The sequence below is a fragment of the Ensifer adhaerens genome (assembly GCF_002940685.1).
Classification (GTDB): Bacteria; Pseudomonadota; Alphaproteobacteria; order Rhizobiales; family Rhizobiaceae; genus Ensifer; species Ensifer adhaerens_E.
Window position 1 is genome coordinate 50,132 of the sequence record NZ_PNFP01000005.1, and the last position, 13,440, is coordinate 63,571.

13 protein-coding genes are annotated in these 13,440 nt (G+C 64.0%); 9 read left to right on the forward strand and 4 right to left on the reverse strand.

Features of this window, described 5'->3' with window-relative positions:
- The first annotated feature begins 12 nt into the window (after nt 1-12).
- From argH to C1A35_RS11295, 4 genes are all read left to right on the forward strand, one after another.
- A complete protein-coding gene (argH, locus tag C1A35_RS11280) occupies nt 13-1,416 on the forward strand; it encodes an argininosuccinate lyase (protein ID WP_104664428.1) in 1,404 nt (467 codons plus the stop codon).
- A 105-nt stretch (nt 1,417-1,521) separates the two neighbouring features.
- The gene (gene lptM / locus C1A35_RS11285; protein ID WP_034806616.1) at nt 1,522-1,716 is read left to right on the forward strand and encodes an LPS translocon maturation chaperone LptM; all 195 of its coding nucleotides are present in this window, start codon (nt 1,522-1,524) and stop codon (nt 1,714-1,716) included.
- A 71-nt stretch (nt 1,717-1,787) separates the two neighbouring features.
- The gene (gene lysA / locus C1A35_RS11290) at nt 1,788-3,056 is read left to right on the forward strand and encodes a diaminopimelate decarboxylase (RefSeq protein WP_104664705.1); all 1,269 of its coding nucleotides are present in this window, start codon (nt 1,788-1,790) and stop codon (nt 3,054-3,056) included.
- A 208-nt stretch (nt 3,057-3,264) separates the two neighbouring features.
- Entirely contained in the window at nt 3,265-5,901 is a 2,637-nt protein-coding gene (locus tag C1A35_RS11295) for a TIGR02302 family protein (protein WP_104664429.1), read from the forward strand.
- A gap of 187 nt (nt 5,902-6,088) precedes the next feature.
- Here the strand turns inward: C1A35_RS11295 and C1A35_RS11300 are convergent, their stop codons facing one another.
- From C1A35_RS11300 to C1A35_RS11310, 3 genes are all read right to left on the reverse strand, one after another.
- A complete protein-coding gene (locus C1A35_RS11300) occupies nt 6,089-6,448 on the reverse strand; it encodes a response regulator (RefSeq protein ID WP_077959870.1) in 360 nt (119 codons plus the stop codon).
- 219 nt (nt 6,449-6,667) lie between these two features.
- Nucleotides 6,668-7,213: a hypoxanthine phosphoribosyltransferase gene (gene hpt / locus C1A35_RS11305; protein ID WP_104664430.1), complete on the reverse strand. Its 546-nt coding sequence runs from the start codon at nt 7,211-7,213 to the stop codon at nt 6,668-6,670.
- A 64-nt stretch (nt 7,214-7,277) separates the two neighbouring features.
- Nucleotides 7,278-7,943, reverse strand: coding sequence for a hypothetical protein (locus C1A35_RS11310; protein WP_104664706.1), 666 nt, complete (start codon nt 7,941-7,943; stop codon nt 7,278-7,280).
- A 345-nt stretch (nt 7,944-8,288) separates the two neighbouring features.
- Here C1A35_RS11310 and ftsE point away from each other — a divergent pair, with 345 nt between their 5' ends.
- The 4 genes from ftsE to C1A35_RS11330 all read left to right on the forward strand — a co-directional run bounded on the left by ftsE (nt 8,289) and on the right by C1A35_RS11330 (nt 11,650).
- Complete coding sequence (gene ftsE, locus C1A35_RS11315) at nt 8,289-8,912, forward strand: cell division ATP-binding protein FtsE (RefSeq protein WP_234822850.1); 624 nt, start codon at nt 8,289-8,291, stop codon at nt 8,910-8,912.
- On the forward strand, nt 8,905-9,927 hold the full coding sequence (locus tag C1A35_RS11320; protein WP_104664432.1) for a cell division protein FtsX: 1,023 nt from the start codon (nt 8,905-8,907) through the stop codon (nt 9,925-9,927). Before ftsE ends, C1A35_RS11320 begins: the two co-directional genes overlap by 8 nt.
- Before the next feature lie 97 nt (nt 9,928-10,024).
- Nucleotides 10,025-10,723 (forward strand): YdcF family protein, encoded by a 699-nt coding sequence (locus C1A35_RS11325; RefSeq protein WP_104664433.1) that lies wholly within the window; start codon nt 10,025-10,027, stop codon nt 10,721-10,723.
- A gap of 135 nt (nt 10,724-10,858) precedes the next feature.
- Entirely contained in the window at nt 10,859-11,650 is a 792-nt protein-coding gene (locus tag C1A35_RS11330; RefSeq protein ID WP_104664434.1) for a lysophospholipid acyltransferase family protein, read from the forward strand.
- 4 nt (nt 11,651-11,654) lie between these two features.
- Here C1A35_RS11330 and C1A35_RS11335 read toward each other — a convergent pair whose 3' ends face one another.
- On the reverse strand, nt 11,655-12,206 hold the full coding sequence (locus C1A35_RS11335) for a gamma-glutamylcyclotransferase (RefSeq protein WP_104664435.1): 552 nt from the start codon (nt 12,204-12,206) through the stop codon (nt 11,655-11,657).
- Nucleotides 12,207-12,405: 199 nt separating this feature from the next.
- Here C1A35_RS11335 and C1A35_RS11340 point away from each other — a divergent pair, with 199 nt between their 5' ends.
- Nucleotides 12,406-13,416, forward strand: coding sequence for a DUF2125 domain-containing protein (locus tag C1A35_RS11340; protein ID WP_104664707.1), 1,011 nt, complete (start codon nt 12,406-12,408; stop codon nt 13,414-13,416).
- Nucleotides 13,417-13,440: the final 24 nt, after the last annotated feature.

Sequence of the window (13,440 nt, forward strand, 5' to 3'; positions counted from 1 at the left end):
CGGGCATTCTTCATGGCTGACGGCAATTCCGAGACGAAATCCTCCAACCAGATGTGGGGCGGTCGCTTTGCCTCGGGTCCGGACGCGATCATGGAGGAAATAAATGCCTCGATCGGCTTCGACAAGAAGCTCTATGCCCAGGACATCCGCGGCTCAATAGCGCATGCGACGATGCTGGCGCATCAAGGCATCATTTCGGCTGACGACAAAGACAAGATCGTTCACGGGCTGAACACGATCCTGTCAGAGATCGAAAGTGGCCAGTTCGAGTTCTCGCGCCGCCTCGAAGACATTCACATGAACATCGAGGCGCGGCTGGCGACGCTGATCGGCCCCTCGGCCGGTCGCCTGCACACCGCCCGCTCGCGCAACGACCAGGTGGCGCTCGACTTTCGCCTCTGGGTCAAGGAAGAGCTGCAGCGCACCGAAAAGGCGCTGACGGCACTGATCGCCGCCTTCCTCGACCGCGCCGAGGAACATGCCGATACCGTCATGCCCGGTTTCACCCATCTGCAGACCGCACAGCCGGTCACCTTCGGTCATCACTGCATGGCCTATGTCGAGATGTTCGGCCGCGACCGCTCGCGCGTGCGCCACGCCATCGAGCATATGGACGAGAGCCCGATCGGTGCCGCGGCCCTCGCCGGCACCGGCTTCCCGATCGACCGCCACATGACAGCCAAGGCGCTCGGCTTTGCCGGCCCGACACGCAATTCGATCGACACGGTTTCCGACCGTGACTTCGCGCTCGAATTCCTGTCGATGGCGTCGATCACCGCCACGCACCTGTCGCGCCTCGCTGAAGAGATCGTCATCTGGTCGACACCGCAGTTCGGCTTCATCCGCCTGTCCGACGCGTTTTCAACCGGCTCCTCGATCATGCCGCAGAAGAAGAACCCGGATGCCGCCGAGCTGGTGCGCGCCAAGACCGGCCGCATCAACGGCTCGCTGATCGCCCTTCTGACCGTCATGAAGGGCCTGCCGCTCGCCTATTCCAAGGACATGCAGGAAGACAAGGAACAGGTCTTCGACGCCGCCGAAAGCCTTGAGCTGGCGATTGCCGCCATGACCGGCATGGTGCGCGACATGACCATCCGCAGCGACCGCATGAAGGCGGCCGCCGGCTCCGGCTATTCGACCGCGACCGATCTTGCCGACTGGCTGGTGCGCGAAGCGGGCCTGCCCTTCCGTGATGCCCACCATGTGACTGGGCGCGCCGTGGCGCTCGCCGAGCAGAAGGGCTGCGACCTTGCGGACCTTTCGCTTGCCGACCTGCAGTCGATCCATGCCGACATCACCGACAAGGTCTTCGATGTCCTGACGGTCGAAGCCTCCGTCGCCAGCCGCACGTCCTTCGGCGGCACCGCGCCGAACGAGGTCCGCAAGCAGATCGCCTGGTGGCGCGCCCGCAACTAGGCGGGGAGCTGCGGGCGGTTTCCGCCCGCAGAAACAGGGTGCACAAGCGCCTGAAAAATCGGTAAGACATCGCACCTGCATCAGTTCCCGCGAAGGAAAATCACGATGACATTCACGAAGGCGGCCCGGCTTGCACTTCTGCTGGCGATCCCCGGGCTGGTTCTTGTCGGCTGCGGACGCAAGGGCGATCTCGATCGTCCCGGCTCGACCGCGCCGATCAACACCAAGGCGCCGGCCGGAACCGTCGAACAGAAAGAAAAGGCCGACGAGCGTTCGTTCCTGCTCGATCCCCTCCTTTAGTTGAAATTACGCAATTCCGAACGGAACCGCTTCACACTTTCCTGGAATTGCTCAAAGCCGAGCTGCCTGACGTGAACCATTTTCAATACCGCGACGGAATTCTCTACGCCGAAGACGTGCCGGTGACCGATATCGCCCGCGCCGTCGGCACGCCCTTCTACTGCTATTCGACTGCGACGCTCGAGCGCCACTACACGGTGTTCTCCAATGCCTTCGCCGATGTGGACGCGATGGTCTGCTATGCGATGAAGGCCAATTCGAACCAGGCAGTGCTGAAGACGCTCGGCCGCCTCGGCGCCGGCGTCGATGTCGTCTCGGGCGGCGAACTGCGCCGCGCACTTGCAGCTGGCATCCCGGCAAACCGCATCATGTTCTCCGGCGTCGGCAAGACGCCTCTGGAAATGGACCTCGCGCTCGAGGCCGGCATCTACTGCTTCAACGTCGAGTCCGAGCCGGAACTCGAAGTGTTGAACCAGCGCGCCGTGCGCGCCGGCAAGCGAGCCCATGTCTCCTTCCGCATCAATCCCGACGTCGACGCGAAGACCCATTCGAAGATTTCGACCGGCAAGAAGGAAAACAAGTTCGGGATTTCCTGGGAGCGCGCGCGCGCCGTTTATGCGCATGCGGCCACCCTGCCCGGCATCCAGGTGACCGGCATCGACATGCATATCGGCAGCCAGATCACCGAGTTGCAGCCCTTCGACGACGCCTTCAAGCTCCTGCGCGAGCTCGTCGACACGCTGCGCTCAGACGGCCATTCGATCGACCACGTCGATATCGGCGGGGGCCTGGGCATCCCCTACAAGGATGATAACAACCCGCCGCCGCTGCCGGATGCCTATGCCGAAATCGTCAAGAGCCAGCTGCAATCGCTCGGCTGCAAGATCGTCACCGAGCCGGGCCGGCTGATCGTCGGCAATGCCGGCATTCTGGTGACCGAAGTCATCTACGTGAAGGACGGCGGCGACAAGACCTTCGTCATCGTCGACGGCGCGATGAACGATCTCATCCGCCCGACGCTTTATGAGGCCTATCACGAGATCCGCCCCGTTCGCATCTCCGCCGCGAACGCTCCGCGCATCCGCGCCGATGTCGTCGGCCCGGTCTGCGAAACCGGTGACTATCTCGCGCTCGACCGTGAAATGGCTATGCCGAAGCCCGGCGATCTCTTCGCCATCAGCTCGGCGGGCGCCTATGGGGCCGTACAGGCCAGCACCTACAATTCCCGCCTGCTGATCCCCGAAGTGCTGGTCAAGGGCGACCGCTTCCACGTCGTTCGCCCGCGCCAGGACTACGACGCGCTGATCGGCCTCGATTCGGTGCCGGACTGGCTCGACTGAGCGGCCCCGGCGCAACAACGACAATCTGTGGATCGGCCGCCCGGACGATCACGATTGTGTTTGCGCCCTCGTCTTCGCCACAAACGATGGTATCCTGAACACAAGCGGGATCGGCGAAACTGCGCGCTTTTTTTGAGCGTACCCCGTCGCCTCACTATATTGGGTCAGCCACAAGCGTTGATGGGCGACCGAAAGGAAACTTGGGCGGATGACGCAATTCCGGCAGGATGAAACGCCACAACCGAAGCCGTTTTCGAGAACTCTGGCGCTGAAGAGATGGCTGGCGCGCGCGGTGCTGGTCGCCGAGCAGCTTCTGCCGCGCATGCTTTTACCGGGCGCAATCGCCCTTCTGTTTCTCGCCTTCGCCTGGCTCGGCTTCTTTCGCGCAGCACCCTTCTGGCTGCATGCGGCGGCGCTTTTTGCCTTTGCGCTAGCCTTCCTCGCCTCCCTCGTCCCCCTCAGCAGGATTCGCCTGCCCGACAGTACCGATGCCGATCGCATGCTGGAGGAGCGCAACGCGCTGCCGCATCAGGCCATCCGCGTGCAGGACGATCGCCCCGCGACCGACAATCCCCTGGGCGAAGCGCTGTGGCGCGAACACCAGGCGCGCATGGCGCGAATGATCGGCGCCCTCGATACCGGGTTGCCGCGGCCCGATATCGCCAGGCATGACCCCTTCGCGCTCAGAGCCGTGCCGGTGCTTCTCGCCTGTGTGGCCTTTGCCTATTCCTATTCCAATCGCGCCGGTTTGCTCAGCGACGCCTTCCGGCTGCCGCAGACTTCCATCGAGACCGCCAACCTGCGCGTCGATGCCTGGGTGACGCCGCCGCCCTACACCGGGCGGGCGCCGGTCTTTCTGACCGGCAGGCCGGAAGCGGCCGCTGCCGGAGAGGAAGAACCCGGAGCGATCACCATCCCGCAGTTCAGCGACATCACCGTCCGGATCACCGGCACCGGGGCGGACGCACCCGTAAGCTATGCGGAGACCGGCGCGAGCGAACCGGTCGCCATTCCCGTCGTCGGCGCGGAAGACAACGAAAAACAAGCGGAACCGAAAGCCGCCGAGGTCGCATCGCCGGATCCGGCGCGCAGCGCAGCCGCCGTGCGCAACCACGTCTACAAGGTCGTCAAGGATGGCGAGCTCGTCGTCGGCAGCCAGCGCTGGGCGTTCAAGATCAACCCGGACGGCGTTCCGCAGATCGCCTTCGACGGGATCCCCCGCCCCACCGTCAACGCGGCGCTGGAAATCTCCTTCGTCGCGTCGGACGACTATGGCGTGGCGCAGGCCTTCGCGGAAATCAAACCGCTCGACGCGCCGGCCGAAGGTGCACGCGCGCTCTATCCGCTGCCGGAATACCGGCTCGACCTGCCGCGCCGCAACGCGCGCGAGGCCAAAGGCACAACCAGCAGGAACCTCAGCGAGCACCCGCTCGCCGGCAAGCGCGTGCAGGTCACGCTCGTCGCCCGGGACGCCGCCGGGCAGGAAGGCCGCAGCCCGCCGCAGGACATGATCCTGCCGGCTCGCCAGTTCATGCAGCCGCTCGCCGGCGCCGTGGCCGAACAGCGCCAGGTCTTCGCGCTCAATGCCAACGACCTGCCGCGCGCCATCGACCTCAACGACGCCGTCACCTCCCTTGCCGAGGACTGGATCCCGAATCTCACGCACTTCCTGCTGTTGAAATCGGCACGCACCCGCATGGCGCTTGCCTATAACGACGACATGCTGCGCGATGCGGCCGGATACCTCTGGGAGATCGCGCTTGGCATCGAGGACGGCGACCTGTCGCTTGCCGAGCGGCGTCTGCGCGAAGCCCAGCAGGCGCTGTCCGATGCCTTGGAACGCAACGCTTCCGACCAGGAAATCGCCAAGCTGATGCAGGAACTGCGTCAGGCGATGCAGGAATACATGCAGGCGCTGGCGCAGCAGGCGATGAAGAACCCGCGCATGACCGGTAAGCTCGATCCGAACAACATCCTGCGCCAGCAGGATCTCGAAAAGATGATGGATCAGATCGAGAACCTCGCCCGCTCCGGTGCACGCGATCAGGCGCAGCAGCTGCTTTCGGAACTGCAGCGCATGATGAACAACCTGCAGGCCGGCCGCAGCCAGCAACAAATGGGCGAGCAGAACGATGCCATGCGCCAGCAGATGGACAAGCTCGGCAAGCTGATGCAGCAGCAGCAGCAACTGATGGACGAGACCTTCAAGTTCGATCAGGCCTTGCGTGACCGGATGCAGCGCGGCGATCCGCTGCAAGGCGAGGACAACGAGCTCTTCGGCCAGGAAATGCCGCAGGATCCGGGTCAGCAGGGTGATCCGAACGGCCAGCCCAACCCGCTCGACGACATGACCGCCGAACAGCTGAAGGACGCCCTGAAGCAATTGAAAGAGCAGCAGGATGCGCTCGGCAAGCAGCTCGGTGAACTGAGCCAGAGCCTCGAAAACATGGGCATCAAGCCGGGCAAGGGCTTTGGTGACGCCAAGCGCGAAATGGATGGCGCCTCCGGCGCCCTTGGCAAGGGCCAGGGCGAACAGGCCGTTGGCAATCAGGGCCGCGCCCTGCAGGCGTTGCGCGAGGGTGCGCAGGACATGATGAACCAGATGCAGGGCCAGGGTCAGGGCCCTGGCATGGGCGTGCCGCAATACGGTCAGAACGGGCGCGACCCGCTCGGCCGGCGGCAGCAGAACCTTGGCCCTGAATTCGGCGATCAGGTCAAGGTTCCCGACGAGATCGATTCGCAACGGGCCCGGCAGATCCTCGAGGAGATCCGCCGCAGGCTCGGCGACAGCCTCTCACCCGAGGCGGAGCGCCAATACCTGGAGCGCCTGCTCGATATGCGCTGAGCCCGAACGCCCGCCCGGCCGATAACGACCTTTGAATTCCTGCATGTTTCGTCCCTTAATCGGCTGCGATTGAAGGAAACATGCAGGAGCGCTCTTTGCCTCAGCAGCAACGACATCGGCTCCCGTCGCATGCAGATCCATGCGTCGGGTCGAGCTGTTGCGGCGGCCGGTCGTCAGTTCGAACGCGTCAGGCGGCGAGCGCCAGGGCGACGGCCTTGCGGATATCGGGAAGGGAAAATGGCTTGGAGATGACGTCGACGATCTTGTCGGTGAGATCGTCGGCCCGCTCGCGCTGCTCGGCATAGCCGGTCATCAGCAGGATCTTCATTGCCGGAAAGGCGGCAGACGCCTGGTGTGTCAGTTCGATGCCGTCCATGACGGGCATGCGGATGTCGGAGAGCAGGAGGTCGAATGCCTCTTCGTTGAGGCATGCAAGGCCATCGGCGCCGTCGCCGGCCTCAACCGTCTCGTGGCCATCAAGCCTCAGGGCCCGCGCGACGAAGGAACGCAATGCATCCTCGTCCTCGGTAATCAGGATCTTCGCCATCATGGCCTCCGCGTTCGCTTCCGAGTCCGGCGTTCACGCCGGCACCCGCACCTGATCGAAAGATACAGCGCGTGGATCATCGGGAGACACACTGGCGCTGCAGCGCCGCCGATCCCATCGAGAATCACTGCGGCACGCACCAAAACAACCAGTTTTTCGTTTGTGTTCGGTAAACGCCGAACGACCGGATTTCAGGGCGCATGCCCCAAAACGGGACGCTTACTCGGCGTCGCCGGTGACAACGCCGACAAAAGGCAGCTCGCGGAAGGCATAGGCGACGTCCATGCCATAACCGACGACGAAGTGGTCCGGGCATTCGAAGCCGACATAATCCGCCTCGAGCTCGACCTTTCGCTTGACCCGCTTGTCGAGCAGCACGGCGATCGTGACGTTGCGTGCGCCGCGCTCGTACATCAGTTCCTTGGCGAAGCGGAGCGTGCGGCCGGATTCGAGAATGTCGTCGATCAGGAGCACGTCGCGGCCATGCACGTCACTGTCGATGTCCTTGGTGATCTTGACGCCCTGGGAGACGGTGCCGGTGCCATAGCTCGACAGCGTGATGAACTCGACTTCCGGCGCAAGGCCGGCCGAGTGCATGGCACGGATCAGATCGGCGGCGAAGATGAACGATCCCTTGAGCACCGCGATCACCAGGAGGTCGTTGTGCGGACCGTTGACGATCATACCGGCCAGCTCGCTGTTGCGGGCAGCGATCGTTTCGGCCGTATAGAGAGGTTCGATATTCTTACCGCGAACGACGGGCATCCAGGCTTCTCCAGCGTTTCATCCGGAAGACCTTAAGCCTTCCCTTTGGCGCCGCTTAGCACAATCAGCGCGCCGAAACACCGTTTTCGGCGAAGGAAACCGTAACATCCGGCATTTTTCCGCCTGCGTAGGGCAGTCTCGTCATGAAATGGCGGCTCTCGCCCGGTGCGATGGCCGCGCCCTCGGGCATCACCCGCGTCGTCGTGACCTTGCGCCCGTTGGCGGTGATCTCCACCACGACGAGCGGCAATCGCTGTTCGGCATCCGAACGATTGTCGACCGAACCATAGACCGAAAGCACCTGCATGCCGCCGGAATAGTCGAGCGCGCTCGTGATCCCCGATATCGTCAGCGGCTGGACGTCCGCCTGTCCATCGCCGGCAAAGCCGACGATCGCCAGAAAGGAGGCGAGCGCAACGCCCGCGACCATCCCGGCGAAGCGGCGCGCGGGCATGTCGCGCAGCCGCGCTTCGGCAAGGCGCAGCAATCGGCCGCCCAGCGACGGCTGCTGCTCCACGACCGTCAGCGTCGGCCGCCGGCGGCCGCCTGTCCTGGCATTGTCGTTGAAGACAGGATAGGGCGTCCGGCGCGACGAAGCGGAAATCACCTCGAATTCCGCATCCACATAGTCGGCACGCCTCGGCGCGGCAGCGCGTCCGCCGTGCTCGGGCGGCAGGAAATCCGTATGGGCGCTGTTGCTGCTGGCGGACTTGGTCCGGAATGCCTGCATGATCATTTCCTCCTGTCCCGCAAGAGGACATCGGCCGCGGGCGGCCAGTCGATCTGCGAAACCATCGGGCGATGCAGAGCCCCTTGCGGTGCAAGAATCTAGGCATTGCATCAAATCTTTCCGACACGTAAACCGGAATGGTTAATGTTTCGGAAAGACGTCGCGAAAGCGGCGCCTTTTCATGAAAAATTAACCGTCACTTAACCATGATTCCGCTGGCGGTTTTGCCTTTCGTGGCTGGTCGTCCTATGCGCGGAGGACCGGAACCGGCCATCGGTTGCAAGGCCGTGAGAGAGACTGGGCTGCCGCTTGATTCACTTTGAGAACGTCGGACTGCGTTATGGCATGGGACCGGAAATCCTCCGGGACCTGACCTTCGACATTCCACGCCGTTCGTTCCAGTTCCTGACCGGCCCGTCGGGCGCCGGCAAGACCACGCTCCTGCGGCTTCTTTTCCTCTCGCTGCAGCCGACGCGCGGGCTGATCCGCATGTTCGACCGCAACATCTCGTCGATCCCGCGCGAGGAGTTCCCGATGCTGCGCCGGCGGGTCGGCATCGTCTTCCAGGATTTTCGCCTGCTCGAACATCTCACGACCTACGAGAATGTCGCGCTGCCTTTGCGCGTGCGCGGCAAGGAAGAGGCGAGCTACCGGGCCGACGTGATCGAGCTCCTGAAATGGGTGGGTCTCGGCGAGCGCATCAACGTGCTGCCGCCGGTTCTTTCCGGCGGTGAGAAGCAGCGTGCGGCGATTGCCCGGGCGCTGATCGACCGACCGGAAATCCTGCTCGCCGACGAGCCGACCGGCAACGTCGACCCGCCGATGGCAAAGCGCCTGCTCAATCTCTTCCTCGAGCTCAACCGGCTCGGCACGGCCGTCGTCATCGCCACCCACGATCTGTCGCTGATGGACCAGGTGGAGGCGCGACGCATGATCCTCTCGCAGGGGCGGCTCGACATCTATGAGTGACAGCCGCACGAAACGCCAAAAGGATGTGCCCGAACAGGCACCGGAGGCACAACAGCGGCGGACGGAGATGCGCGTGCGCCCGACCGGCCCGATCGTGCCGTCGAGCAATGTGTCCGGCCATGCGCTGATGTGCGTCATCGCCATCATGTCGTTCCTCGCCTGCCTGACGCTCGGCGGCGTCAGCATGGTGCGAGCCACGGCCCAGAGCTGGCAGTCGCAGATCTCCCGCGAGATCACCATCCAGATCAAGCCGGACGACAACCTCGACATGGAAAAGGCGCTCGCCGACGCCCGCGATCTGGCGTTGACCTTCAACGGCACGACGGACGGCAAGATCGTCGACCGCGCCGCCACCGCCCGCCTGCTCGAACCCTGGCTCGGCGAAGGCCTCGATCTTGATGAACTGCCCGTTCCGCGCCTCGTCATCATCACCATCGACGAAAACAACCCGCCAGACTTCGCCGGCATGCGCAAGGCGTTGACCGAAACGATCCCGCAGGCTTTCCTCGACGACCACCGCACCTGGGTCGACCGGCTGGTCGCCATGGCCAACACCACGGCGATGATCGGCACCGGCGTGCTGGCACTGGTGTTTTCCGCCATGGTGCTGACGGTGGTCTTCGCGACGCGTGGCGCGCTGTCGGGCAATCGGCATATCGTCGAGGTGCTGCATTTCGTCGGCGCCGAAGCCGGTTTCGTCGCCTCGGAGTTCCAGAAGCATTTCCTCAGGATCAGCCTCAAGGGCGCCGGTGCTGGCGGCCTGCTGGCAGCACTCTCCTTCGCGCTCGCGGGCTTCTGGCAGTCCCGGACCCTGGCGACACCCGAGACCGACCAGGCCACCGCCCTCTTCGGGACCTTCACCATTGGCTACGGCGGCTATCTCGGCATCGCCGCGATCATCGTCGTCATCGCCATCCTGACGACGGTCACGGCGCGGCTGACGGTCACCCGCACGATCTACGAGATCGACCTCATCCGTTCGGACCCCGGCCGCACCGACCTCTACCAAAGCTGAGCCGCCTGATGTTTCACCGCCACCCGATCTATTCCTTGCCGCAATCTGCGGCTATGTGAAGAGAATCATGATGGCGCGAGAGCTACGCGGGAACGGAATGGCCGGAGGAGGCAAATGGCACGGGAATGCCGACGATCGCCGGCGGCCCCGCAGTCTGCTGCGCAAAATTCTCCGCCGAACCTTCTTCGTCCTGCTATTGCCGCTGGCAATCCTGATCGCCGCCTTCCTGAACTTTGCCGACTCGGTCGCCTCCCTGCAGCCGCCTGTTCATCCCAAGGCCGACGCGATCGTGGTTCTGACCGGCGGTTTCCAGCGCATCGACCAGGCGGTCGATCTCCTGAAGGGCGGCGCCGGCAAGCGCCTCTTGATCTCCGGCGTACACCCGACGACGACAGGCAGCCAGATCCGCCGCAACACCCAGAGCTCGGCCGATCTTTTCAAGTGCTGCGTCGATATCGGCCACGAGGCGATCGACACCATCGGCAACGCCACGGAAGCGGCCCAATGGATCCGCGATCGCGGCTATGCGAGCGTGCTCGTCGTCACCAACAACTATCACATGCCGCGAAGCCTCCTGGAACTGCGCCGCGCCCGTCCGGAAACGGAGTTCATCCCCTACCCGGTCGTCAACTCCGATCTGAAGACGACAAACTGGCTGCGCAACCCGATGGTGCTGAAGTCGATCCTTCTGGAATTCGGCAAGTATACGGTGGCTTCGATACGCGACCTCGCCGGCGCCCGCCCGACCAGCGGCCTGCGCACCGACGCGTCGCGCGCGACGCCCGCCGAAGAATAAGGGCCGGCAGGAACAGCCTTCGCCGCTGCAAAGTGAAACAGAGCAGTTTTCCTTCAGCACTTAATCGTGTAGGCAGCGATCAACCGGCTCAAAGACGCCGGTCCCCTTGAGACCTCGCCTACGAGAGCGTGCCTGATGATCGTCTTGCGTTCGATCCTTTTCAACGTGGTGTTCTACGCCAATCTGATCGTGCAGATGATCGTGCTGACCCCGATCTACTTCCTGCTGCCACGCAAGAAGGCCTGGTTCGTGCCGAAGAACTGGGTGCGCAGCAATCACTGGCTCATGGAAAAGATGGTCGGCACGACCTTCGAGATCGAGGGCTTGGAGAATATTCCTGATGTGCCCTACATCTTCGCGCCCAAGCACCAGTCTTTCTGGGACGCCTATGCGCTGCTTCCTTGGCTGAGCGATCCTTTCTACATTCTCAAGCGCGAGCTGACCTGGATTCCGCTCTTCGGCTGGTACGTCCTCAAGCAGCGCATGGTGCCGGTGAACCGCGCGGCGCGCGGCAAGGCGATGACCGGCGTCATGGACCGCACCAAGCAGGAAATGGCGACGGGCCGCGAGCTCATCATCTACCCGGAAGGCACCCGCCGTCCGCCGGGAGCGCCGCCGGAATACAAGTACGGCATCGCCCGCCTCTATCGCGATCTGAACGTGCCGGTCGTGCCGGTCGCCATGCATCCCGGCCTTTTCTGGCCGCGCCGCAAGTTCCTGCGCTTCCCCGGCCACTTCAAGGTCCGCATCCTGCCGCCGATCGAGGCGGGCATGGACCCGGACGCCTTCCTCAAGAAGCTTGTCGAGGTAACGGAAAAGGCGAGCGACGAGTTGCTCGTTGAAACGGTGAAGGCCAATCCGCACGTGCCGCTGCCGCCGACCGCCGAGCAGCGGATGAAGGAACTGAAGGCGGAAGGCCGGGCCTGAACCGTCAGGCCTGGGCCGAACGCGGCGCCTGTTCCAGCAATCCGACCACCTCTTCCAGCCAGTGATCGCGGATGCCCATCTCTTTCAGATGGGCGAGCGTGTTGAACACGTATTCGCTGTTCGGCCCGGATTTTCCCGTCGAGACCGCGACGATGCCGGCCGCCTCCGCCGTGCTCAGCGCGCCCGCATACTGGATGTGGGCGCGGTCGATGACATAGGCGAGCGCCGGAACGCGGCGGCCGTCGGCAAGCAGCACCGGCATGGTGCGCTCCTTATAGACATGGGTCACCAGTTCACGCTCGCGCAGATAGTCGACGACATCTGACTGCTGTCCGCGTTCGACGCGAAACGCCGTTCCGATACAGGAGCCGCCACGGTCGAGCCCGAGCACCAGGCCCGGCCGCTTCTCGGTGCCGCGGTGCACCCAGGAATGCACGCAGAGTGATCGGCGAAAACCGAAGGCCCGCGCCGTCAGCTTCTCCTCGAAGGCAAAGCCCGGGTTCCACATCAGCGAGCCGTAGCCAAAGACCCAAAATTCGTCCATATCCACTGTCATTCAACCCGCGCTGCTGTTCTCGCCGCCGAATCACGATCGGCCCCGTGGGACGGTCGGCCATGTCGGTTTCTACGGCACAGCATCCCGGCACGAAAGAGACAAGCTCGTCCTCGTGCATCTGAACGGAAGAATAGTTTTGCGGATCGACGGCGCCACCCGAAAGGCAGCCTCGATCCTATTGAGTGAGGTATTCGCGCCCATGTCGGCCACCGCAGTCTCCAACCCATCGCCGGTCAGCCGGAAGTTCCGCTGGCTGACGGCAGGCGTCGTGCTTGTCGCCGGTATCTATTCGGCCGGCTGGTTCCTTGCCGCCGATCAGATCGAGAAGCGGCTTGCAACCCGCCTCGCCGAGGGACAGGCAGCCGGCCTTGGCGGCGAATGCACGAACATGGACGTGCGCGGTTATCCGTTCCGTATCGGCCTCTTCTGCGACAAGGTCCATCTCGACGACACCCGCAACGGCACCTCGGCTTCCTTCGGAGCGCTCAGGACTGCCGCGCAGGTCTACCAGCCGGGCCACGCGATCATCGAGCTCGACGGTCCGGCCGAGATCCGGGCCTCCCCCGGCCTCAACATCTTCGCCGACTGGACGCTTCTGCATGCAAGCGTGCGCGCGACCCTGTCCGGCGTTGACCGCACGTCGCTGACCTACGACAACCTCACCGGTCGCGTGCGGCTGCCGCTTTCCGGCGACGGCCTCGGCTTCGGCGCCAGCCACGGCGAGGTGCATCTGCGCCAGAACGGCGCGGACCTTGACGCGGCCCTGAGCGTCGACAAGCTCGACCTGCGGCCCGAGGAAGGCCCGAGCCTCGCACCGCCGGCGACCGTTGCCGCCGACCTGACCTTCACCGACCGGGCCGGATGGATGACGACCCCTCCGACACCGGAGATGTTTCGCGGCAGCAAGGGCGAGCTGAGGCAGCTCACCCTCGACCTCGGCTCCGGCATGAACGCCAAGCTTACCGGGCCGTTCTCGGTCAACGATCAGGGACTGATCTCCGGCGAGTTCTCGCTGACGATGACCAACATCGAGGCCTGGCGCGCCAACCTGGTCACGCTCATCCCCGACGACGCCAACCTCGTCGACAACACCGCCAACATGCTGAAGGCGCTGGCCAACGGCAAGAACGCGGCGACCGTGAAGCTCAACGTGCGCGACGGTACGGCGTTTCTGGCCTTCATCCCGATCGGCGTTCTGCCGACGCTTTAGGCTATGGTCATACGCCTTAAAGGA

Bases quoted from the DNA above. Each gene is read 5' to 3' on its own strand.
- argH (WP_104664428.1), top strand. From the start codon at position 13: ATGGCTGACGGCAATTCCGAGACGAAATCCTCCAACCAGATGTGGGGC.
- lptM (WP_034806616.1), top strand. From the start codon at position 1,522: ATGACATTCACGAAGGCGGCCCGGCTTGCACTTCTGCTGGCGATCCCC.
- C1A35_RS11295 (WP_104664429.1), top strand. From the start codon at position 3,265: ATGACGCAATTCCGGCAGGATGAAACGCCACAACCGAAGCCGTTTTCG.
- C1A35_RS11300 (WP_077959870.1), bottom strand. From the start codon at position 6,448: ATGGCGAAGATCCTGATTACCGAGGACGAGGATGCATTGCGTTCCTTC.
- hpt (WP_104664430.1), bottom strand. From the start codon at position 7,213: ATGCCCGTCGTTCGCGGTAAGAATATCGAACCTCTCTATACGGCCGAA.
- C1A35_RS11310 (WP_104664706.1), bottom strand. From the start codon at position 7,943: ATGCAGGCATTCCGGACCAAGTCCGCCAGCAGCAACAGCGCCCATACG.
- ftsE (WP_234822850.1), top strand. From the start codon at position 8,289: ATGGGACCGGAAATCCTCCGGGACCTGACCTTCGACATTCCACGCCGT.
- C1A35_RS11320 (WP_104664432.1), top strand. From the start codon at position 8,905: ATGAGTGACAGCCGCACGAAACGCCAAAAGGATGTGCCCGAACAGGCA.
- C1A35_RS11325 (WP_104664433.1), top strand. From the start codon at position 10,025: ATGGCCGGAGGAGGCAAATGGCACGGGAATGCCGACGATCGCCGGCGG.
- C1A35_RS11330 (WP_104664434.1), top strand. From the start codon at position 10,859: ATGATCGTCTTGCGTTCGATCCTTTTCAACGTGGTGTTCTACGCCAAT.
- C1A35_RS11335 (WP_104664435.1), bottom strand. From the start codon at position 12,206: ATGACAGTGGATATGGACGAATTTTGGGTCTTTGGCTACGGCTCGCTG.
- C1A35_RS11340 (WP_104664707.1), top strand. From the start codon at position 12,406: ATGTCGGCCACCGCAGTCTCCAACCCATCGCCGGTCAGCCGGAAGTTC.